The sequence below is a fragment of the Anoxybacteroides tepidamans genome (genome assembly GCF_014201465.1).
In the GTDB taxonomy this organism is placed as follows: Bacteria; Bacillota; Bacilli; order Bacillales; family Anoxybacillaceae; genus Anoxybacteroides; species Anoxybacteroides tepidamans.
Genome location: NZ_JACHEP010000033.1, coordinates 1 through 21,945, shown reverse-complemented (window position 1 = coordinate 21,945; position 21,945 = coordinate 1). Strand labels below are relative to the sequence as shown.

The window sequence follows — 21,945 nt, the reverse complement described above, 5'->3', positions numbered from 1 at the left end:
GTAAGATCCCTCGAAGATGACGAGGTCGATAGGTCCGAGGTGGAAGCGTGGCGACACGTGCAGCTGACGGATACTAATCGATCGAGGACTTAACCAAGAAAAGTGGAGGCGACTGTTCAGCCACGAATATTGCCGCCGCTAGAGATCAATCAAAGTGGACAACATTCCTTTCTTCATGAGCGTCTGTTATCTAGTTTTGAAGGAACATAAAAACCTTGACACTTATCAATGATTTATTATAATAATAACTGTCTGACTGTGTGTATGAAAATGTCTAAATTCGACGCACCTGTTATCCTCGAATCGACTAGAAGAGAAAGAGGCAGTCGGAATAAGAGGGGAAAACGATGTTGCAATTTAGTAATTATGTTTTCTAACACATTCCGCAATAGCTCAGCGGTAGAGCAACCGGCTGTTAACCGGTAGGTCGTAGGTTCGAATCCTACTTGCGGAGCCATCTTGGAGAGCTGTCCGAGTGGTCGAAGGAGCACGATTGGAAATCGTGTAGGCGTTAACAGCGCCTCAAGGGTTCGAATCCCTTGCTCTCCGCCACTAATAATGATTATGGCCCGTTGGTCAAGTGGTTAAGACACCGCCCTTTCACGGCGGTAACACGGGTTCGAATCCCGTACGGGTCACTTTTTATGTCATTCGGAGGATTAGCTCAGCTGGGAGAGCACTTGCCTTACAAGCAAGGGGTCGGCGGTTCGATCCCGTCATCCTCCACCATAGTTTTTTTGATTAATTATCGCGGGGTGGAGCAGCCTGGTAGCTCGTCGGGCTCATAACCCGAAGGTCGCAGGTTCAAATCCTGCCCCCGCAACCAAATTAAAGGTCCCGTAGTGTAGTGGTTAACATGCCTGCCTGTCACGCAGGAGATCGCGGGTTCGAGTCCCGTCGGGACCGCCATCTTAATAATAATAACAAGGTTCGATAGCGGCGAGTGATACGCGATACATCGATGAATTTGCAACAAACTGCCTCAACGCTTTTTTTACAATTAAGATAGCGGAAAAAGAGACACAGACGTTTGAAAAATGAAAGATTGTTGCATATGAACAATTAGTATTAGTTACATAGTGTATTAAGGCTCGGTAGCTCAGTCGGTAGAGCAAAGGACTGAAAATCCTTGTGTCGGCGGTTCGATTCCGTCCCGAGCCACCATTTTGTCTCTTAGCTCATAGTAAAGATGAGTAAAGCTTCAATGTTCGGTTACGAGTTACCTCGACTCATTCATTATCATTGAAAAAGCGAGCAGAGGAAGAGGCATAGCAAGAACATAACTTATGCTATTACATAGGGTTTTGTTGAATATGCCGGCTTAGCTCAATTGGTAGAGCAACTGACTTGTAATCAGTAGGTTGCGGGTTCAAGTCCTGCAGCCGGCACCATGGAATTTAATGGCGGCTATGGCGAAGTGGTTAACGCACCAGATTGTGGCTCTGGCATGCGTGGGTTCGATTCCCACTAGTCGCCCTTTCTAATTAATCTTCGAGTGCAGCTAGTGGAAAACTTCAGCCACGAGCGATGCATCCGTGAATAAGCTGCGAGTTGCCTCGGCGCATTGAGCTTCTTTGAATAGGCTAGTAGAGGAAGAGGCATGGGAAAGGCGTAGCAGAGACTAACTGAAAGACTTAAGTATAAACGCGGGTGTAGTTTAGTGGTAAAACTTCAGCCTTCCAAGCTGATGTCGTGGGTTCGATTCCCATCACCCGCTTTTAAAAAAGGGCCTATAGCTCAGCTGGTTAGAGCGCACGCCTGATAAGCGTGAGGTCGGTGGTTCAAGTCCACTTAGGCCCATCATCATGTATTCCGCAATAGCTCAGCGGTAGAGCAACCGGCTGTTAACCGGTAGGTCGTAGGTTCGAATCCTACTTGCGGAGCCATCGGGAGAAGTACCCAAGTGGCTGAAGGGGACGGTTTGCTAAACCGTTAGGTCGCGTTTTTGCGGCGCGCGGGTTCAAATCCCGCCTTCTCCGCCAGTGTTTGAAAATTTTGGCCCGTTGGTCAAGTGGTTAAGACACCGCCCTTTCACGGCGGTAACACGGGTTCGAATCCCGTACGGGTCATTTTAAAGCGAGAGGGGCTGACCCAAAAGTCCGCTAAAAAGCAGACTTTTGGGTCAGCCCCTTTTCTTATTTGGTTAGGAAATTATAAAATCTTAACCCGTGGTGCTAGATAAAATCGAGTAAGCATAAAAATAGCCCTTGCCTGTGATCTCCTGTAGAATGAAAGTGCGACCAAACATTCGAAAGGAGAATCCTCATGCAAGAGCACTTTCATTTTACTACAGATCAAGCAAAGATTCAAAAAAATGTGCAGCCCTTTTCTTTTTTGTTTCTGCCCAGCTGCCACAAATTCCATTCTATCTTCAACGTCGCAATCGTCATTTGGCGAAACAAGAAGACGCGGTGATCATTGCCATTCATCTTTTAGGAAAGTTGTTCGGATACTCTTCCGAACGTGTATGGCATCGCTTTGTCACTGGGAACTTGTTCACCAATGGACCATTTCTCGAACGTTCTCGATACAACCGCCGTTGCCGAGCGGTACATTTTGCAATCAAATGGATTCGTTATGAACTGGCGAAATGTGGTCAACACCATGCGTATGCAGTTGTAGACAGTATGCCCATCGAGTTATGACACGCGGCAAGAATGTATCGTGTCAAACGATTTCAAGGGATCACCGATATCGGATATTGTGCTTCAAAAAAACAATGGTATTATAGGTTCAAGTCCATCTTCAAGTGACAGATCAAGTTCTACCGATGGGATACGTGGTGACGGAAGCGTCTTGTCACGATCGAACCGCCGCTGAAACGGTCATGACTCAAATTCCCCATCCCTTCAATTTGGGCGACAAAGGATTCATCAGTAGCGATTTGCAAAAAAAAAAGCTGTATGAAGAGTACCACATCGCGTTTTGGACTCCATCTCGCAAAAATTAGAAACACCGCCTATCTGAATCATGGGAGAAGTGGCTCAGACGAAAACGTAAAGTCATTGAAACGGTGTTCTCTGTCCTAGTTGACCAGTATCGTATCACAGAAATCCGTGCCAATTCGATTGCAGGGTTTGAAGTGGCACTTGATGGTATTTTGTTGGCGTATTCGCTTGTAACACTTGGGCTATATAAATACAACTGGGAGGTTTAACTTATGGCGGACGAAAAAGTAGACCTCCCTATTTTTTCGACTGTCGGAGGCAAGTCTGTGACTTGCCTTCGTCACGTCTTCGCGTGACAGAGGACCGAACAACCAACCGCTTCACAGACAAATGCATTTGTCTGGAAGCGGTGTTGTTCGGTCACCCGACAGTCGAAACATACCGATTACTCCATGAAAGACGAAAATGTTAAAGTTCCAAATTGCATTTATATAGTTGAGCGTTAGGGTTCAACTAGCACCACGAGTAAATATAGATATGGATGAACGAAATTGGTTTACTCGCTAACCTTTTGTTTATTGCGGTTTTATGTTTGCTTTGTGCTGAAGAAATTGTTTTCCGTATTCACCGTGATTGTGAAACGATGCATGTTCAATTTGGATTGTTGTATGTTTAATTCCATATTTGTTTTCCAGCATTTCGTTAATTGCTAAAATAATACAAAATGGCTGAATATGTTCATTAACGAAGACATGGGCTGTTAACGAGTAATGATCGGAAGAAATCGCCCATATATGCATATCATGCACATCTTCTACTCCTTCAATGCTGCTGATATCGGCACGAATTTGATCCAAATCAAATTGTGATGGAACGGAATCCATTAAAATGAGATACGATTCACGAACGATTTTCGCTCCTCCTATAAAAATAATCGCACCTATGACCATACTAATAAACGGGTCGATCATATAAAAGTCTGTGAAATAGATGATGACAGCTGAAATAATGACTCCAACCGAACTAAAAAGGTCACCGATAAAATGCCACAATGCGCTTTTTATATTTAAATTTTCCTCTTCTTTTGTACTTCGGCTAAGAATGATCGTTAATACAATGTTAACAACAAGCCCGATAGAAGCAATTGTCAGCATCAATTGAAAATCGATGGATTCTGGCTCAATGAATCGTCGAATCCCTTCTATAAAAATTCCGATGGCAATGACCGCAAGAGCTAATCCATTTAAGAACGAAGCAATGATTTCAAACCGCAAGTATCCGAACGTAAATGTTTTGTTAGGAGGTCGAGATGCTAAATAAAGGGCGACCATGCTAAGGCTGAGCGCTAGCACATCCGATGCCATATGAGCAGAGTCGGAAATTAATGCAAGTGAATTAGAAAAAATGCCTCCGATAATCTCAACAAATGTGAAAAATAGCGTTAACAGAAGAGTAATCCAAAGCGTTTGTTTCGACTTGCTTTGTTCTTTTACGTGCGGGAGATGATGATAATCGTACTGAGCCATATTACACCTCTTTTTTATAATAATTTTAATTAAGTACTTATTATAAATATATGGGAAATGTACGAAAAATGCAAATGATAAGTTGATGAACATTTTTGTGAAATATATGTTAAAAATTTTCGAAAAATATAAACATCTTTTATCTTTTATCAAGGAATTTACCGAAGGATGTAGAATATATAGATTAACTGTAAAACTTAATTAAGGAAAGGATGAGATGCCCTTTGATCGCAACAAACCCGACAGATTTTGAAATTCATTTGTTTCATGAGGGAAGTCTGTATAAAAGCTACGAGTTATTTGGAGCACATGTAATAAAAGAAAGCGGTGTGACTGGAACGCGATTTTGTGTGTGGGCCCCTCATGCGCGTGAAGTTCGGCTAGTAGGGAGTTTTAACGATTGGAATGGGAGCAATCATCCACTTGTGAAAGTAAGCGAACAAGGTGTATGGACGATTTTTGTTCCAGAAAATTTAGAAGGTCATTTATACAAATATGAAATTGTAACCCGAAATGGGCAAGTACTATTAAAAGCGGATCCGTATGCGTTTTTTTCAGAATTGCGTCCCCATACTGCTTCGATAGTTTATTCATTAAAGGGGTATAAATGGAATGATAAAATATGGAAGAGAAAAAAATTAAGAAAACCGATCTATGACCAGCCTCTATTTATTTATGAACTTCATCTCGGTTCGTGGAAAAAGAAAAAAAATGGGGATTTTTATACGTATCAAGAGTTGGCCGATGAATTGATTCCATATGTAGTGGATCATGGATTTACACATATAGAATTGTTGCCTTTAGTTGAACATCCGTTTGACCGTTCTTGGGGATATCAAGGGACAGGATATTATTCTGCTACAAGTCGCTATGGCACTCCGCATGATTTGATGGCTTTTATCGACCGGTGTCATCAAGCAGGAATTGGTGTTATTTTAGATTGGGTTCCGGGTCATTTTTGCAAAGATGCCCACGGTTTATACATGTTTGACGGAGAACCGACATATGAATATGCGAATATGCAAGATCAGGAGAACCCGGCATGGGGAACAGCCAACTTTGATTTAGGGAAACGAGAGGTTCGAAGTTTCCTTATTTCCAATGCATTGTTTTGGATGGAATATTTCCATATTGATGGCTTTCGTGTTGACGCGGTAGCGAATATGCTGTATTGGCCGAACAGCGACTCCCTTCACAAAAATCCATATGCAGTGGAATTTTTGCAAAAATTAAATGAAGTAGTTTTTGCCTACGATCCAGCTGTTTTAATGATTGCGGAAGATTCGACTGATTGGCCGCGTGTTACCTTTCCGACGTACGAAGGGGGGCTAGGGTTTAATTATAAATGGAATATGGGGTGGATGAACGACATTTTAACATATATGGAAGCGACACCTGAACAACGTAAACATTTGCATCATAAAGTAACATTTTCGCTTTTATATGCATATTCAGAAAATTTTATTTTGCCATTTTCCCATGATGAAGTTGTGCACGGAAAGAAATCATTACTGAATAAAATGCCGGGGGAATACGAGCAAAAATTTGCACAACTGCGCTTATTATACGGGTATTTCGTTACGCATCCGGGGAAAAAGCTGTTGTTTATGGGGGGGGAGTTTGGACAATTTGACGAATGGAAAGATTTAGAACAACTTGATTGGGTGTTATTTGATTTTGACATGCATCAAAAAATGAACGTGTATGTGAAAGCGTTAGTAAAGTTTTATAAACGTTATAAATCGCTTTATGAATTGGATCACTCACCGGAAGGATTTGAATGGATTGATGTTCATAATGCGGAGCAAAGTATTTTTTCCTTTGTTCGCAAAGGAAAAAAAGAAAACGATATATTGATCGTCGTTTGTAATTTTACAGAAACAACGTACCATGATTATAAAGTAGGAGTTCCGTTACTTGCAACTTATAAAGAAGCATTCAACAGCGATGCAATGATCTTCGGAGGGGCTGGATATGTCAATAAAAAACCGATCGTCGCTGTCGAAGAGCCGTTTCATGGCAAACCTTATCATATTCAAATGACGATCCCGCCATTTGGAATTTCTGTATTGCGCTTAATGAGAAAACGAGAGGAGAGAAAAGGGGATGGCAAAGAAAAAGTGCATCGCCATGTTGTTGGCCGGAGGGCAAGGTAGTCGGTTAAACTCGTTAACGAAACAGATTGCCAAACCAGCTGTACCGTTTGGAGGGAAGTATCGCATTATTGATTTTACGTTAAGTAATTGTACAAATTCTGGCATTGATACGGTCGGGGTGCTAACTCAATACCAGCCTCTTCTATTGCACACATACATCGGCATCGGAAGCGCATGGGATCTTGATCGGAAAAATGGAGGGGTTACCGTTTTGCCGCCTTACTCGGAAGCTTCAGGAGTAAAATGGTATGAAGGAACAGCGCACGCGATTTATCAAAACATTAATTACATTGAGCAGTATGCCCCAGACTATGTGCTCATTCTTTCAGGTGATCACATTTATAAGATGAATTATGCAAAAATGCTTGATTATCATATTGAAAAAGACGCGGATGTGACGATTTCGGTCATTGAGGTGCCGTGGTCGGAGGCGAGCAGGTTTGGTATTATGAATACAAATGAACAGATGGAAATTGTGGAATTTGAAGAAAAACCAACTTCTCCGAAAAATAACCTTGCTTCTATGGGCATTTATATTTTTAACTGGTCCATTTTAAAACAATATTTAGAAATTGATAATGCCAATCCAAATTCGAGCCACGACTTTGGCAAAGATGTCATTCCGTTATTATTAAAAGAAAAGAAACGGCTTGTTGCTTATCCGTTTAAAGGATATTGGAAAGATGTCGGAACGGTGAAAAGCTTATGGGAAGCGAATATGGATTTATTGAATCCTGAAAGTGAATTGAATTTATTTGATCATTCGTGGCGAATTTATTCAGTCAATCCAAACCAGCCTCCCCAATATATTTCCGTCGATGCATCAGTAGTCAATTCACTCGTGAATGAAGGATGTATCATTGAAGGGAGTGTGGAGCATTCGATTGTGTTTCAAGGAGTTCATATCCAAAAAGGAGCGATTGTGACAGATTGTGTCATTATGCCCGATGCGATCATTGGAGAAAACGTATATATTGAAAAGGCGATTGTGCCGTCAGCGATGGAAATTCCATCGGGTATGATTATTCGCCCTTCATTGTTCGGAGAAGAAATCATTCTTGTCACAAAAGAATGGCTAGAAGTATAGAGATCGGAACCCATCGAGAAAGGATGAGCAACGATGAATAAAATGATGTTAGGCGTGATTGATGCCACAACGTATATGGAGTCGCTTCGCGAGTTAACGTTACACCGTTCAATTGCGGCTGTTCCGTTTGCCGGAAGATATCGACTGATTGATTTTGTATTATCGAATATGGTGAACTCCGGTATTGAGAGCGTAGCAATTTTTCCTAAATATCAATATCGGTCATTAATGGATCATTTGGGATCCGGCAAAAATTGGGATTTGAATAGAAAGCGTGACGGATTATTTTTCTTTCCTTCTCCTGATTTAAATATTCCTTCTCCCCATCTTGGGGCATTCCAACATTTTGAACAACATATTGATTATTTTTTACGAAGCAAACAAAAATATGCCCTCATTTGCAATAGCTATACCGTTTGTAATATCGATTATCACTCTGTTTTAAAGCGACATATCGACAACCAATGCGACATTACCGAAGTACGCTACCAAGGGCGGTCGCTTGAAATGTTCATTTTAGAAACGTCGCTTCTTCTTGATTTAATTGCCAATCGCGTTCATACGGGTTATAACAGCATTGTCGATGTCGTCCGCGATTCTTTTCATCAATTGAAAATTTGCGATTACGAACATAACGGCTATGTGGCGATTATTGATTCGATTGAGAAATACTTCCGTCATAGTTTGGAATTGTTAAATCCAGAGGTGTGGCAGCAGTTGTTTGTGAAGTGTCGCCCGATTTATACGAAAGTGAAAGATGAGCCACCGACGAAGTATACGGAAAGTGCCATCGTCAAAAATTCGATGGTCGCGAATGGTTGCGTGATCGAAGGGCATGTGGAAAACAGCATCATCTTCCGGGCAGTGAAAATCGGGAAAGGGACAGTTGTGAAAAATAGTGTTATTATGCAAAAGACGCAAATTGGGGAGCAATGTGAATTGGATTCCGTCATTATTGATAAAGATGTGAAAGTTGAAAATGGTGTCAAAATATATGGAACGGAACGGCAGCCGTTTGTCATTCGTAAAGGCACTGTACAAGGAGCGTTGATGAACCAGTGAGAATTTTATTTGTTGTGTCAGAATGTGTACCGTTTGTGAAATCAGGAGGATTAGCAGATGTAGCTGGTGCGTTGCCAAAAGAACTAAAACGATTAGGAACTGATATTCGTGTGATGTTGCCGAAATACGGCACGATTCCGGAATCGTTTCGCGACCAAATGAAAAAGATCGCCGAACTTGTCGTTCACGTCGGGTGGAGGCGTCAATATTGCGGAATTGAAATGCTTGAGCATGAAGGTATGACGTATTATTTTATTGACAACGAGTATTATTTTAGGCGCGACCGTTTATATGGCCATTACGATGATGGGGAACGTTTTTCGTATTTTTGTCGAGCCGTGTTAGATTCGCTACCTGCGATTTCGTTTCAGCCTGATATTATTCATTGCCACGATTGGCATACAGGGATGATTCCGTTTTTATTGCGCGAGGAATATAAAAAAAATTCCTTTTACAAAAACATTCGCTCTATGTTTACGATTCATAACTTGCAATTTCAAGGAATTTTTCCGCGTGAAATTTTAGGAGATTTGCTCAATTTAAGCGACCGCTATTTTACGATTGAATATGTCGAGTTTTACGGGAACGTCAGCTTTATGAAGGCGGCGCTTGTGTCTAGCGATATGATTACAACTGTCAGTCCAACTTATAAAGAAGAGATACAAACGGAGTATTACGGAGAAAAGCTCGATGGACTTCTGCGAGCACGTGGGCGGGACTTAGTCGGTATTTTAAACGGGATCGATGACGAGATTTACAATCCGAAAAAAGATCCATATATTGCTGTTCCGTATGATCAAACAACAATTGCACGGAAAGAGATCAATAAACAGGCGCTTCGTCATCGTTTTGGATTGCCGGACGAGGAAGATGTGCCGATTATCGCCATGGTTACACGTTTAACGAAGCAAAAAGGTCTTGATTTAGTAAAATGTGTATTTCGTGAAATTATGGCGGAAAACGTTCAATTTATTGTTCTTGGTACAGGAGATTGGGAATTTGAGCACTTTTTCAACGAAATGGCGATTACATATCCTGATCAAGTAAAGGTATATATCGGATTTCATGAGGAGTTGGCGCATCAAATATATGCGGGAGCGGACTTGTTTTTAATGCCATCGCAATTTGAGCCGTGCGGGTTAGGGCAGTTGATCGCATTACGATATGGAGCGATTCCGATTGTACGTGAAACAGGTGGATTAAATGATACTGTGCAATCGTTTAACGAGTTTACAGGGGAAGGAAACGGGTTTAGTTTTAAAAACTTTAACGCTCACGATATGTTGTATACGATTCGTCGCGCGCTCGGATTTTATCATCAAAAAGAAATGTGGGAAAAACTGATGAAAGCGGCGATGAGCCGCGATTACAGCTGGGCGCAGTCGGCGTTTAAGTATAATCAACTTTACGATGAATTAATGGCTGGGAGTGGGAGTCGTGTTCTCTAACAAAGAAGAGTTTAAAACGATTTTTTTAAAAAAATTAGAAATGATGTATGGAAAGCGGTTTGAAGAATCGACTGTACGCGATCAATATCAGACGTTAGGGAATATGGTTCGTGAGTATATAAGTCAAAATTGGATTCGAACAAATGAACAGAATCGAGCAAAAAATCATAAACAAGTGTACTATTTGTCGATTGAATTTTTGCTTGGGCGCCTTCTTGGGAGCAATTTATTAAACCTTGGCATTCGTGATGTGGTCGAAGAAGGATTAAAGGAGTTAGGGATCGATTTGGGAGAAATTGAAGAGAGCGAGGCGGACGCTGGGCTAGGGAACGGCGGTCTTGGCCGCCTTGCCGCTTGCTTTTTAGATTCATTGGCTTCGCTCAATTTGCCGGGGAACGGCTGCGGCATTCGTTATAAGCATGGGTTGTTTGATCAAAAAATTGTGGATGGATTTCAAGTTGAACTGCCAGAGCAGTGGTTAAGACATGGAAACGTATGGGAAGTGAGAAAAGAGGACTTAGCGATTGAAGTGAATTTTTGGGGAAAAGTAGACGTATCGAATGAAGGAGGGCGGTTAACGTTTCGCCATATCGACAGCGAAAAAGTAATGGCTGTCCCGTATGATATACCGGTGATCGGATATGGAACGAAAACGGTGAATACGCTTCGACTGTGGAGCGCTGAGCCGGCGAAAACGTTCCCGCCGCATAAAAGCGTAATGCAGTATAAGCGAGAAACTGAGGCGATTTCTGAGTTTTTATATCCCGATGATACGCATGACGAAGGGAAAATTTTGCGGTTGAAGCAACAATATTTCCTTGTCGCTGCAAGCGTTGGCAGCATCGTTCGCGCTCATCGCCGCCAATACGGACATTTATATGATTTGCATAAGCATGTCGCTATTCACGTCAATGATACCCATCCGGTTTTAGCGATTCCAGAGTTAATGAGGGTGTTGTTAGATGAAGAAGGAATGAGCTGGGAAGATGCATGGCATATAACGACAAATACGATCTCGTATACGAATCATACGACATTATCGGAAGCGTTAGAAAAGTGGCCAATTCGTATTTTTCAGCCGCTCCTTCCACGCATTTATATGATTGTCGAGGAAATTAATGAGCGTTTTTGTCGCGAACTTTGGAATCGATATCCTGGCCAGTGGAAACGGATTGAAGAGATGGCGATTATCGCACACGGACTTGTCAAAATGGCACATTTAGCAGTTGTCGGCAGCTATAGTGTAAACGGAGTGGCGAAACTGCATTCAGAAATTTTAAAACATCGCGAAATGAAGCTATTTTATCGCGTGTTTCCACAAAAGTTTAATAATAAAACGAACGGCATTACTCATCGTCGCTGGCTGTTAAAAGCGAATCCACAGCTATCTGCATTGATTATGGATACGATCGGCGACGGTTGGATCAAACGACCAGAAACGTTGCTTGATTTAAAGCCGTATGCATACGACCGTTCTTTTCAACAAGAGCTGGAAAAAGTGAAGCAACAACGAAAAGCGCTGCTGGCGAAGCGCATTTATGAGCAAACGGGGATGGTGGTCGATGAATCATCGATTTTTGATGTGCAAGTGAAGCGGCTCCATGCTTATAAACGGCAGTTGTTAAACGTACTGCATATTATGTATCTCTATAATCGTCTAAAAGAGGATTCAAGCTTTTCAATTTACCCGCGCACGTTTATTTTTGGTGCGAAAGCTTCACCAGGGTATTATTACGCCAAAAGAGTGATTAAGCTCATTAATTCGCTCGCGGATAAGGTTAATCGCGATCAACAGACGAACGAGCAATTAAAAGTGATTTTTTTAGAAAATTACCGCGTTTCGTTAGCGGAAGAAATTTTTCCTGCTGCGGATGTCAGTGAACAAATTTCGACAGCTAGTAAAGAAGCATCTGGAACAGGCAATATGAAATTTATGATGAACGGTGCGATTACGCTCGGAACGTTAGACGGAGCGAACATAGAAATTTTGGAAGCAGTTGGAAAAGAAAATATTTTTATTTTCGGATTAACCGCTGAAGAAGTGTTGCATTATTACCAAAATGGCGGATACCATGCGCATGAATATTATCACCATGATCGGCGGATTAAACAAGTGGTTGATCAGCTTGTAAACGGATTTTTTCCGGATGCTCATGACCATTTTGAGCCGATTTACGATTCGCTGTTAATGCAAAATGATGAATATTTTGTGTTGCGCGATTTTGCTTCTTATGCGGAAGCGCAAGAGCGGGTGGAAGCGGCGTATCAAAACCGAGATAAATGGTTGCAAATGAGCGCCATCAATATTGCGCATTCCGGCTATTTTTCAAGCGATCGAACAGTTCAAGAATATGCCAATGAAATATGGGAGATTCAACCGCTAACATAGCGAAAAGGATCCTTGCTACTTTCAGTATGTTGTGCGGAGGGAGCTGTAAGCACCCTCCGTATAAACTTAATCATCCCCATTAAGCAAATCGCCAATGCTTCCTAAAATACTGCCTTCTCCAACAGAACGTCCGCCGGCGCTTGGCGCAGCCGCGATAACTCGGTCAGCAAGGCGGCTGAACGGCAACGATTGCACCCAAACGGTTCCCGGTCCTGTTAATGTCGCAAAAAATAATCCTTCGCCGCCGAAAAAGGCGGTTTTAATTTTGCCGACATATTCGATGTTATAGTTGACTTCTTTTGTCATCGCGACTAAGCAGCCGGTGTCGATGCGCAGTTTTTCGCCTAGCTGCAGATCTCGTTTATAAATCGTCCCTCCAGCATGCAAAAAAGCAAGACCATCTCCTTCAAGTTTTTGCATAATAAACCCTTCTCCGCCAAAAAAGCCGGTGCCGAGTTTACGTTGAAAGTCAATGCCGACAGATACGCCTTTCGCAGCACAAAGAAATGAATCTTTTTGGCAAATCACTTTTCCGCCTAATTCACTTAAATTAATTGGGATAATTTTTCCAGGATACGGTGCGGCAAAAGAAACACGTCGTTTTCCGCTTCCGTTATTTGTAAATACCGTCATAAACAAACTTTCACCTGTTAGGAGGCGTTTTCCGGCACCGACAAGTTTGTTGAGAAATCCTTTGTTAGAGCTTGCTCCATCTCCGAAAACTGTTTCCATTTCGATGCCGTCTTCCATCATCATCATGCCGCCCGCTTCCGCAATAACGCTTTCATAAGGGTCTAGCTCAATTTCAACAAATTGCATATCATCTCCATATAGCTTGTAGTCAATTTCGTGTGCGTTCATTTTACTCACCTCAATCACGTTGTTCTAATCCTATCTATTCGTTATTACGGTTTATCATTCCTTTTTTGTTTCAAAAAATGAGAAAGAGACCATCAATGGAGCGACGGTCTTGGTATTACGGTTTCTTTTTTTCTTCTGTATAAGTGTCTTTTTCATCAGCAGGTAAATCCCCGATGTTCGACATGATTTGTTCGTCATCTAATCGATGTTCGAACTGTTCATGTTCCTGCGTAGGATAAATGACCATCGGATGGCCGTATAAATCAACAGCGGCAAAGTTTTCAAATTCTTCAACATACCCGATATGTTCTTCCGCTTCTGCATATGCTTCGTTGTAATGATCGACATGTTGCCATAGGTCGGACGGTGTGTCGGATGTCCCATAGCGGGCAACTTCTTGCCAAGCATCTTCCGCATCGTATACTTCCGCATCCCGGTCATCGAAGTCAAATTTTCCGAAAGGAGGCATTAACACCCCTTCTTCAAGCGGTCGTTGTTGTGAAACAAATTGGTCAGGGCTATGTTTTTTACAAAAAGTTGTTGTTGGCAGCGCTTCTAGCCGCTCATATGGAATCGGTTGACCGCATATTTCACATCGACCATACGTACCGTTTTTCATCGCTGCAAGTGCGCGTTCAATCTCTTTTAATTCTCGTTCCGCATGTTCATTGAGAGCGAGGTCTTTTTCCCGTTCATACAGTTCCGTTGCTTCGTCGGCTGGATGGTTATCATAGCTCGCTAACTCGCCGGTGGAATCATGGGCGTGGCTTCGCGCCATTCCGAAATGATCGTTTTTGCCAAGCCGTTCTTCGAGCGCGCGTTTTGTCTTAAGAAGCTGTGTCTGGAAGGCGGACCGTTGTTTGTTTGTTAACATAGGAACATGCTCCCTTCTTATAAACCTTTATCATGTAGTATGGACGAAAAATAAAAAAAAACACGGTTCATTTGACCGTGTTTATAACCAATGGCTGATGAGAATACCGATCACCAGCCAAAATCCAAATTGCGTATTGGTTTGGGCAGTCGCTTTCATGGCCGGCATCATTTCAATTGGTTTCGTTTTTCCGATAAATCCTTTCGTAGCAACAAACGCTTTCGGTACGCTAAGAAAGACGAGCATCGTCCATGGAGAAACGACATGCAAGGCAACTAACCCAATCATCCATGTAAAAGAGATGATAAACATGCCCGCTAATATTCGAATCGCATTCGTCCGTCCGACTAAAATAGCCAGCGTTTTCCGCCCATGCTTTTGATCGCTGTCAAGGTCGCGAATATTATTTGCTAATAAAATGGCACCAACTAAAATGGCGATAGGAATGGAGACGACAACAGGAACGATCGTTACGTCACCTGTTTGGATGAAAAAGGAAATCAAAATAATTACAAGTCCCATAAAAAAACCTGCTGCGAGTTCGCCAAATGGTGTGTACGCAATCGGGAGCGGCCCGCCCGTGTAAAAATAGCCTGCAGCCATACAGATGATGCCAATGACCGCTAACCACCAGCTACTATTCATGCAAATATATGCGCCAATGAGCATAGCGGCGGCAAAAAAAGAAATAGCTAACAAAAGGACAGTTTTTGGTGGAATTCCATCGCGAACAATCGCTCCGCCAATCCCGACCGATTCAGCAGAGTCTAAGCCTCGTTTATAATCGTAATATTCGTTAAACATATTTGTTGCTGCTTGAATGAATAACGATGCAACGAGCATGGCAACAAACAAAGAAATATGAATGTTCGTTTCGTGAAAGGCTAGTGCCGTGCCAATCGAAACAGGAATAAAAGCAGCGGTTAGCGTATGCGGACGGGTGAGCCTCCACCATACACGCCAATCTCGATTGTATTTGAATATGGATGTTTGTTGTTTCGATAATGGTGATTGCATAAATCATACCCCTCGTATTAGGATCATAAAAGCATTGTTCAAAAAACGTTCAAAATAAGTGTAGGTAAACGTTCAAGAGGTGTCAACCCCTAGGAATAGATAAATTATTCCTTATTATATATAATGGGAAGTGATGGTTTGTTTTCACGTGTTTGTGAAAAAAAGTTTAGTAACACAAGAAAGCGGGATTACAGTGGCGATTTTATATCAACATAAAATTCAAGAACAATTAAGTTTGATCACCAAATCAGCAAGCCAGCCGTTTATAAGCTGGAGCGAAATAATTCCAGCTGTTGACCCTGCTCATTTCTTTATGCTTGGGGAAGTGAGTTCGTTTCGTGACCGGTTTTATTGGTCGGATCGTTTGAATGAAACAGTGTATGTTGGGTTAGGTTGTACATATGTGATTGCTGTAGAAGGGGATCAACAACGTTTCGCTGCCGTTGAAAAAGAATGGAAGCGTTTTATCGGAATGACAGCGATCCGTTCGAATGGAACAGAAGCAGTTCCCCTTATATTCGGCGGATTTTCGTTTGATCCATTGAAGCCAAAAACAGAGCAATGGGTCGGATTTTCTGATGCGAAGTTTATCGTGCCGACGGTGTTATTATCGATTAAAGAAGGGCATGCGACGGTTACGATTACATTACCTTCGCAAAACAATAAAAAAATGATTGAAAGCGTGGTACAATTATTCGATTTATTATATCACGAACAGTTTCGGCGATCAGACAGCTTTCCTTCAATTGTAAAATACGAAGAAATAAAGAAATATGAATGGATTTATGCGGTCGGAAAAATTATTCATGATATTAATAACGGCAAGTTTGATAAAGTCGTTCTAGCGCGGGAAGTGCGGTTTACATTTGACGATCGATTGGATGCGGGTGTAGTGCTTGAGCGATTGCGGGAACAGCAACCGTTCAGCTATCTTTTTGCATTTGAACAAAATGGGAACTGCTTTATAGGTGCTTCTCCTGAACAGCTTGTCAAAAAAGAAGGGAATACGTGCTATTCAACGTGTCTGGCCGGCTCGATTCGACGAGGAAAAACAATAAGTGAAGACGAGCAGCTCGGTCAATGGCTTCTACAAGATGAAAAAAATTTATGGGAACATCAGTTTGTTGTGGATATGATAAAAGAAGCGATGATGGAAGTGTGCGAAAATGTAAAAATTCCGGGGAAACCACAATTGTTAAAAATGCGTGATATTCAACATTTGTACACGCCTGTCGTCGCTGAAAATCGCGGTGACGTTTCGCTGTTTTCGCTCGTTGAACGGCTGCATCCGACTCCTGCGCTAGGGGGAACACCAAGAGAGAAAGCGCTTGAAACGATTCGCAAAATGGAGCCGCTTTATCGCGGGTGGTATGCCGCTCCGATCGGTTGGATGGATGCGTTAGGAAATGGAGAATTTGCGGTGGCGATTCGCTCTGGTTTGCTGCAAGGAAATGAAGCTTCTCTTTTTGCTGGATGCGGAGTTGTTGGCGACTCAGAGCCTTTGAGTGAGTATGAAGAAACAAAAGTAAAATTGAAACCAATGTTATCCGCATTAGGGGTGGAGTTAGATGAATAATGATTTAACGCTGTATGTTGCTGCATTTGTTGATGAGTTAGTGAAAGTCGGAGTGCAAGATGTGGTTGTGAGTCCGGGGTCACGTTCGACCCCTTTTGCCATTGTGATGGCGGAGCATCCAGCTATCAATGTGCATATGAACATTGACGAACGTTCGGCCTCTTTTTTTGCACTAGGCATGGCAAAGGCGAAGCGAAAACCGGTTGCTCTTCTTTGTACATCAGGGACAGCGGTGGCGAATTATTTGCCAGCGATTGTCGAAGCTTATTATTCGCGAGTTCCTTTAATTGTGCTTACGGCAGATCGCCCGCATGAACTTCGGGATGTCGGAGCTCCGCAAGCGATTGATCAAATTCATATTTACGGAAAGCATGTGAAATGGTTTGTAGAGATGGCGCTTCCAGAAAGCTCGAACGAAATGTTGCGCTATGTCCGCATGATGGCAGCAAGAGCGGCAGCGGTGGCGATGACAGCTCCGCAAGGTCCTGTTCATTTAAACTTTCCGCTTCGCGAGCCGCTCATGCCAACTATCACCGAGCAAACGTGGAGCCAAATCGAAGCGAAAGAACCTTCTTATATTCATGTGACCATCGGAAAAAAAACGCTCGAAGACGAACAGTTTCGCCAATTATACGAACAGCTTGCACATGTCGAAAAAGGTTGGATCGTTTGCGGCGACATCGACAAGCCGGGGTTTGCGGAGGCGGTAACAAAGCTGGCTGAAGCGTTGCACTATCCCATTTTGGCCGATCCGCTTTCGCAATTGCGCAGCGGAACCCATACGAAAGACTACATTGTCGAAAGCTATGATGCCATTTTAAAAGACGAAACGATAGCGAAAATATTGTTGCCGGATGTTGTGATTCGGTTTGGGTCGATGCCGGTTTCGAAACCGCTTTTGATGATATTGAAACGCCACCCATCGATTGCGCAAATTGTAGTTGATGGGGAAAGCGGCTGGCGTGAACCAACTTACACCGCCTCGCAAATGATTTATTGCGATGAAACTGAGTTTTGTTCCCGATTGGCGCAATTTAGCACTCCTCTCCCACGAAAGAGCGAATGGGCGGAAACGTGGCGATATGTGAACAAAATCGCGAAAGAAGTGCTTCTCGAAGTGAAAAAAGAAAACGCGCTTTTTGAAGGAAAAGTATTTATTGAATTGACCGAACTGCTTCCGGAACAGTCGTTGTTATTTGTTGGAAACAGTATGCCGATTCGTGATGCTGATACATTTTTTATGGCAAATGGTAAGCAAATTCGCGTGATGGCGAATCGCGGTGCCAACGGCATCGACGGGATCGTTTCAAGCGCGTTGGGCGCTAGTGTTGTCGCAGAACCACTTGTGCTTGTAATTGGAGATCTTTCCTTTTATCATGACTTAAACGGATTGTTGGCGGCTAAACTACATCGGTTAAATGCAACGATCATTGTGATCAATAATAATGGCGGCGGCATTTTTTCTTTCTTGCCGCAAGCGAAGCATAAAAAACATTTTGAAACATTATTCGGAACGCCAACTGATTTACAGTTTGAACATGTTGTCCGCATGTACGATGGAGATTATCAAAACGTAACGGCGTGGGACGAATTTCGCTACTATGTGAAGCGGTCGACCGAGTCGGAAGGATTACATGTCATTGAACTACGCACATCAAGGGAAGAAAATGTCGCGAAACATCGCTTTTTGTGGGATCGTGTTTCCCAGGAAATCAGAAAATTTCTCAAAAAAAGGAGAACACAATGAGAATTTCGGTTCGCGGTGTGTCATATCATGTGGAAGTGTATGGAGATGGTGAGCCGCTTTTATTGCTGCACGGGTTTACGGGAAGCACGGAAACATGGAAACCATTTTTTTCAGATTGGAAGCAACGAAAGCTAGTGATGGTAGATATCATCGGCCACGGGCAGACGGATTGTCCGGATGAAGTAGAGCGATATGATATCGAAAACGTTGCGGCTGATCTTGATGAGCTATTGGGTCAGTTGAACATTGACAAAACGCATGTGCTTGGATACTCGATGGGGGGACGTCTTGCGCTTACGTTTGCGATTCGCTATCCTCATCGGGTTAAAACACTTATCTTAGAGAGCAGTTCGCCGGGATTCAAGACGGAGGAAGAACGAAGGGCACGCATTCGAAGCGATGAAGCGCTCGCTTGGGAGATCGAGCAGTACGGAGTGGCCGCCTTTATTGAGAAATGGGAACAGCTCCCGCTTTTCGCCACGCAAAAGCGGCTGCCGAAAGAAATACAAGAACAGATTCGCGCGGAACGTTTAAGCCATAGCGCCAAAGGGCTAGCCAACAGCTTACGCGGCATGGGGACGGGGAGGCAGCCGTCTTGGTGGGAGCATTTAAAGCAAGTGTTCATTCCAACGCTTCTTTTTTGTGGGGAATGGGATGAAAAATTTGTCCAAATTGCATTAGCCATGAAAGAAAAACTCCCGAATTCTTATATTTTGAAAATTCCCTGCGCAGGACATGCAATTCATGTGGAACAACGAGAGATTTTTGCTAAAATAGTAAATGAGTTTATCGAAAAAGGAGGACAAATGAATGGCGATTGAGTGGGTAGCGGAACGTCAATACGAAGACATTTTGTACGAAACGTATAACGGGATTGCGAAAATTACGATCAACCGTCCCGAAGTACATAATGCGTTTCGCCCGAAAACGGTTCAAGAATTAATTGATGCTTTTTCATATGCGCGTGACGACTCTAAAATTGGTGTAATCATTTTGACAGGTGCGGGTGGCAAAGCATTTTGCTCTGGCGGTGACCAAAAAGTGCGCGGCCATGGCGGGTATGTAGGAGACGATCAAATTCCGCGCCTAAACGTATTAGACTTACAGCGTTTAATCCGTGTGATTCCAAAACCTGTCATTGCGATGGTAGCAGGATATGCGATCGGTGGCGGCCACGTATTGCATGTCGTATGCGATTTAACGATCGCGGCGGACAACGCGATTTTCGGGCAAACTGGTCCGAAAGTCGGCAGCTTTGACGGCGGATATGGTGCCGGCTATTTAGCGCGCATCGTCGGCCATAAAAAAGCGCGCGAAATTTGGTATTTATGCCGTCAATATAACGCTCAAGAAGCGTTGGAAATGGGGCTTGTCAACAAAGTCGTTCCATTGGAGCAATTGGAAGAAGAAACGGTCAAATGGGCGGAAGAAATTTTAGAGAAAAGCCCGACGGCAATTCGCTTCTTAAAAGCTGCGTTTAATGCAGACTCTGATGGCCTAGCAGGCATTCAGCAGCTCGCTGGCGACGCAACGTTGCTCTTTTATACGACAGAAGAAGCGAAAGAAGGAAGAGACGCATTCAAAGAAAAACGCAAACCAGACTTTAAACAATTCCCTCGTTTTCCGTAAAAAATTGGTAATGGAAAGCAGCGTTACAGCTTGGTGAATGTCATCAAGCTGTTTCTTTGTATCGAACAAAGGAGAGAGTGTGCTATGTATACATCAACGCCAAACTGGCTTATGCAGCGCGCGTTTTTAACACCAGAGCGCATCGCGATATATAGTGAAAACGAACAAAAAACGTTTGCCCAACTTCATGAAGCAGCGATCAAAAAAGCAGGAAAATTAGCTCATTTAGGAGTGCGAAAGGGCGAGATTGTCGCCTTATTAATGCGAAATAGCATAAACATGGTAGAAATGATTCATGCGCTTCATTATATCGGGGCGGTTGTGCTATTGCAAAACGTAAGGCTCACCGTTCATGAATTAGTGTGGCAGCTTCAAGATAGCGGGGCAAAATGGTGGATTGTCGGTGATGAATGGGGCGTTTATAAAGATGAAATAGCTGTTCCAACGATTACAACAAGCGAACTGGAGAAGCTGCCGCAAGATGATGTGCCGCTTCAGGAACAATATCATTTCGATGATATAGCGACGATTATGTATACGTCTGGAACGACCGGAAAGCCGAAAGGGGTGCTGCAAACGTATGGAAATCATTGGTGGAGCGCGGTCGGTTCGGTTTTGAATTTAGGATTGTACGAAAACGATTGCTGGCTTGCAGCTGTTCCTTTTTTTCATGTCAGCGGCTTGTCGATTTTAATGAGAAGTGTGATTTACGGCATGAGCGTCTATATGATGGATCCGTTTGATGCGAAAAAAGCGAATGAGATTATTATGAGCGGAAAAGTGACAATGATGTCTGTTGTGAGCGCGATGCTGCAACAAATGCTTTCACAGTTAGGGGAACGCACCTATCCGTGCATGTTCCGCTGCATGCTGCTTGGAGGCGGGCCTGCACCGAAACCGCTGCTTGAGGTGTGCCGCGATAAAAATATTCCGGTATATCAAACGTATGGAATGACGGAAACAGCCTCGCAAATGGCAACGTTAGCACCTGAATATAGCATTACCAAATTAGGTTCGGCCGGCAAACCGCTGTTTCCGGTGCAGCTTCGCATTGAAACCGAGGGGAGAGCGGCTCGCTCGTATGAAGCGGGCGAAATCGTTGTAAAAGGACCGAATGTGACAAAAGGGTATTTGCACCGTCCGGAAGCGACAGAAAAAGCGATTCGCGACGGATGGTTTTATACAGGTGATATTGGGTATGTCGATGAGGAAGGATTTCTTTATGTGCTTGACCGCCGCTCGGATTTAATTATTTCCGGTGGTGAAAACATTTATCCCGCGGAAATTGAGGCAGTGTTGCTATCGCACGAAGCGGTCGAAGAGGCAGGAGTGACAGGAATCGCGGATGAGCGATGGGGACAAGTGCCGTGTGCGTTTGTGAAATTAAAAAACGGGTGTGTTGCTACAACAGAACAGCTCACCGCATTTTGCCAAACACAACTTGCGAAATATAAAGTGCCTAAACGTATTTATATAGTCGATGAGCTGCCACGAAATGCGGCGAAAAAATTATTGCGTCGCGAACTGCTCCATTTGATTCCAAAAGATCAACGGTAAAAAGAGGGTGTCCCAAAAGTAACGGGGCACCCTCACTAGCGTTGTATATATGTTTTAAATTTACTGTTTAACTATAAATTTACTTTTACAAAGGGACAAAAAGGCAACCTCCAACTAAAGTTCGCTTT

At 43.1% G+C, this 21,945-nt stretch carries 14 protein-coding genes, 14 tRNA genes, 1 rRNA gene and 1 pseudogene; 26 read left to right on the top strand and 4 right to left on the bottom strand.

Annotated features, from left to right (window positions below; all coding sequences use genetic code 11):
* The 16 genes and pseudogenes from HNQ34_RS16330 to HNQ34_RS16255 form a co-directional block, all read left to right on the top strand.
* A 23S ribosomal RNA gene (locus HNQ34_RS16330) occupies nucleotides 1-97 on the top strand; the annotation flags it as partial.
* Between the two features lie 285 nt (nucleotides 98-382).
* Nucleotides 383-457, top strand: a tRNA-Asn gene (locus HNQ34_RS16325).
* A gap of 4 nt (nucleotides 458-461) precedes the next feature.
* Nucleotides 462-552, top strand: a tRNA-Ser gene (locus tag HNQ34_RS16320).
* 14 nt (nucleotides 553-566) lie between these two features.
* Nucleotides 567-638, top strand: a tRNA-Glu gene (locus HNQ34_RS16315).
* 15 nt (nucleotides 639-653) lie between these two features.
* Nucleotides 654-729: transfer RNA gene (locus HNQ34_RS16310), tRNA-Val, on the top strand.
* Nucleotides 730-749: 20 nt separating this feature from the next.
* Nucleotides 750-826, top strand: a tRNA-Met gene (locus HNQ34_RS16305).
* A gap of 7 nt (nucleotides 827-833) precedes the next feature.
* A tRNA-Asp gene (locus HNQ34_RS16300) sits at nucleotides 834-909 on the top strand.
* A 179-nt stretch (nucleotides 910-1,088) separates the two neighbouring features.
* Nucleotides 1,089-1,164: transfer RNA gene (locus HNQ34_RS16295), tRNA-Phe, on the top strand.
* 151 nt (nucleotides 1,165-1,315) lie between these two features.
* Nucleotides 1,316-1,391: transfer RNA gene (locus tag HNQ34_RS16290), tRNA-Thr, on the top strand.
* A 12-nt stretch (nucleotides 1,392-1,403) separates the two neighbouring features.
* Nucleotides 1,404-1,476, top strand: a tRNA-His gene (locus HNQ34_RS16285).
* Nucleotides 1,477-1,646: 170 nt separating this feature from the next.
* Nucleotides 1,647-1,717 (top strand) — tRNA-Gly (locus tag HNQ34_RS16280).
* A gap of 9 nt (nucleotides 1,718-1,726) precedes the next feature.
* Nucleotides 1,727-1,800, top strand: a tRNA-Ile gene (locus tag HNQ34_RS16275).
* A gap of 11 nt (nucleotides 1,801-1,811) precedes the next feature.
* Nucleotides 1,812-1,886: transfer RNA gene (locus tag HNQ34_RS16270), tRNA-Asn, on the top strand.
* Nucleotides 1,887-1,889: 3 nt separating this feature from the next.
* Nucleotides 1,890-1,982 (top strand) — tRNA-Ser (locus HNQ34_RS16265).
* A 15-nt stretch (nucleotides 1,983-1,997) separates the two neighbouring features.
* A tRNA-Glu gene (locus tag HNQ34_RS16260) sits at nucleotides 1,998-2,069 on the top strand.
* 196 nt (nucleotides 2,070-2,265) lie between these two features.
* Nucleotides 2,266-3,157 (top strand): annotated as a pseudogene (locus HNQ34_RS16255) (IS982 family transposase).
* A gap of 306 nt (nucleotides 3,158-3,463) precedes the next feature.
* On the opposite strand, the gene HNQ34_RS16250 reads toward HNQ34_RS16255, so the two are convergent.
* Nucleotides 3,464-4,414 (bottom strand): cation diffusion facilitator family transporter, encoded by a 951-nt coding sequence (locus HNQ34_RS16250; RefSeq protein ID WP_183256401.1) that lies wholly within the window; start codon nucleotides 4,412-4,414, stop codon nucleotides 3,464-3,466.
* A 212-nt stretch (nucleotides 4,415-4,626) separates the two neighbouring features.
* Between HNQ34_RS16250 and glgB the strand changes: the two genes are divergently transcribed.
* From glgB to HNQ34_RS16225, 5 genes are read left to right on the top strand one after another with little or no spacing between them, the layout of a single operon-like run.
* Nucleotides 4,627-6,570: a 1,4-alpha-glucan branching enzyme gene (gene glgB / locus HNQ34_RS16245; protein WP_183256400.1), complete on the top strand. Its 1,944-nt coding sequence runs from the start codon at nucleotides 4,627-4,629 to the stop codon at nucleotides 6,568-6,570.
* Entirely contained in the window at nucleotides 6,521-7,657 is a 1,137-nt protein-coding gene (locus HNQ34_RS16240; RefSeq protein ID WP_183256399.1) for a glucose-1-phosphate adenylyltransferase, read from the top strand. Before glgB ends, HNQ34_RS16240 begins: the two co-directional genes overlap by 50 nt.
* 33 nt (nucleotides 7,658-7,690) lie before the next feature.
* On the top strand, nucleotides 7,691-8,719 hold the full coding sequence (glgD, locus tag HNQ34_RS16235; protein ID WP_183256398.1) for a glucose-1-phosphate adenylyltransferase subunit GlgD: 1,029 nt from the start codon (nucleotides 7,691-7,693) through the stop codon (nucleotides 8,717-8,719).
* Nucleotides 8,716-10,167, top strand: a complete 1,452-nt coding sequence (glgA, locus tag HNQ34_RS16230) for a glycogen synthase GlgA (protein ID WP_183256397.1) — start codon at nucleotides 8,716-8,718, stop codon at nucleotides 10,165-10,167. The genes glgD and glgA overlap by 4 nt, the downstream gene beginning before the upstream one ends.
* Complete coding sequence (locus HNQ34_RS16225) at nucleotides 10,157-12,556, top strand: glycogen/starch/alpha-glucan phosphorylase (RefSeq protein WP_183256396.1); 2,400 nt, start codon at nucleotides 10,157-10,159, stop codon at nucleotides 12,554-12,556. The genes glgA and HNQ34_RS16225 overlap by 11 nt, the downstream gene beginning before the upstream one ends.
* Nucleotides 12,557-12,622: 66 nt before the next feature.
* Here the strand turns inward: HNQ34_RS16225 and HNQ34_RS16220 are convergent, their stop codons facing one another.
* From HNQ34_RS16220 to HNQ34_RS16210, 3 genes are all read right to left on the bottom strand, one after another.
* Nucleotides 12,623-13,417: a TIGR00266 family protein gene (locus HNQ34_RS16220; protein ID WP_183256395.1), complete on the bottom strand. Its 795-nt coding sequence runs from the start codon at nucleotides 13,415-13,417 to the stop codon at nucleotides 12,623-12,625.
* A gap of 115 nt (nucleotides 13,418-13,532) precedes the next feature.
* Entirely contained in the window at nucleotides 13,533-14,291 is a 759-nt protein-coding gene (locus HNQ34_RS16215) for a yteA family sporulation protein (protein WP_183256394.1), read from the bottom strand.
* Nucleotides 14,292-14,372: 81 nt separating this feature from the next.
* Nucleotides 14,373-15,308 carry a 1,4-dihydroxy-2-naphthoate polyprenyltransferase gene (locus tag HNQ34_RS16210; RefSeq protein ID WP_183256393.1) on the bottom strand — a complete coding sequence of 312 codons (936 nt, stop codon included), beginning with the start codon at nucleotides 15,306-15,308 and terminating at the stop codon, nucleotides 14,373-14,375.
* 193 nt (nucleotides 15,309-15,501) lie between these two features.
* Here HNQ34_RS16210 and HNQ34_RS16205 point away from each other — a divergent pair, with 193 nt between their 5' ends.
* The 5 genes from HNQ34_RS16205 (at nucleotide 15,502) to HNQ34_RS16185 (ending at nucleotide 21,817) form a co-directional block, all read left to right on the top strand.
* A complete protein-coding gene (locus tag HNQ34_RS16205; RefSeq protein WP_183256402.1) occupies nucleotides 15,502-16,884 on the top strand; it encodes an isochorismate synthase in 1,383 nt (460 codons plus the stop codon).
* Nucleotides 16,877-18,631 (top strand): 2-succinyl-5-enolpyruvyl-6-hydroxy-3-cyclohexene-1-carboxylic-acid synthase, encoded by a 1,755-nt coding sequence (menD, locus tag HNQ34_RS16200; RefSeq protein ID WP_183256392.1) that lies wholly within the window; start codon nucleotides 16,877-16,879, stop codon nucleotides 18,629-18,631. The genes HNQ34_RS16205 and menD overlap by 8 nt, the downstream gene beginning before the upstream one ends.
* On the top strand, nucleotides 18,628-19,452 hold the full coding sequence (gene menH, locus HNQ34_RS16195) for a 2-succinyl-6-hydroxy-2,4-cyclohexadiene-1-carboxylate synthase (protein ID WP_183256391.1): 825 nt from the start codon (nucleotides 18,628-18,630) through the stop codon (nucleotides 19,450-19,452). The genes menD and menH overlap by 4 nt, the downstream gene beginning before the upstream one ends.
* The gene (menB, locus tag HNQ34_RS16190) at nucleotides 19,442-20,260 is read left to right on the top strand and encodes a 1,4-dihydroxy-2-naphthoyl-CoA synthase (RefSeq protein WP_183256390.1); all 819 of its coding nucleotides are present in this window, start codon (nucleotides 19,442-19,444) and stop codon (nucleotides 20,258-20,260) included. The genes menH and menB overlap by 11 nt, the downstream gene beginning before the upstream one ends.
* Before the next feature lie 84 nt (nucleotides 20,261-20,344).
* Nucleotides 20,345-21,817 carry an o-succinylbenzoate--CoA ligase gene (locus HNQ34_RS16185; protein WP_183256389.1) on the top strand — a complete coding sequence of 491 codons (1,473 nt, stop codon included), beginning with the start codon at nucleotides 20,345-20,347 and terminating at the stop codon, nucleotides 21,815-21,817.
* The last annotated feature ends 128 nt before the right edge of the window (nucleotides 21,818-21,945 follow it).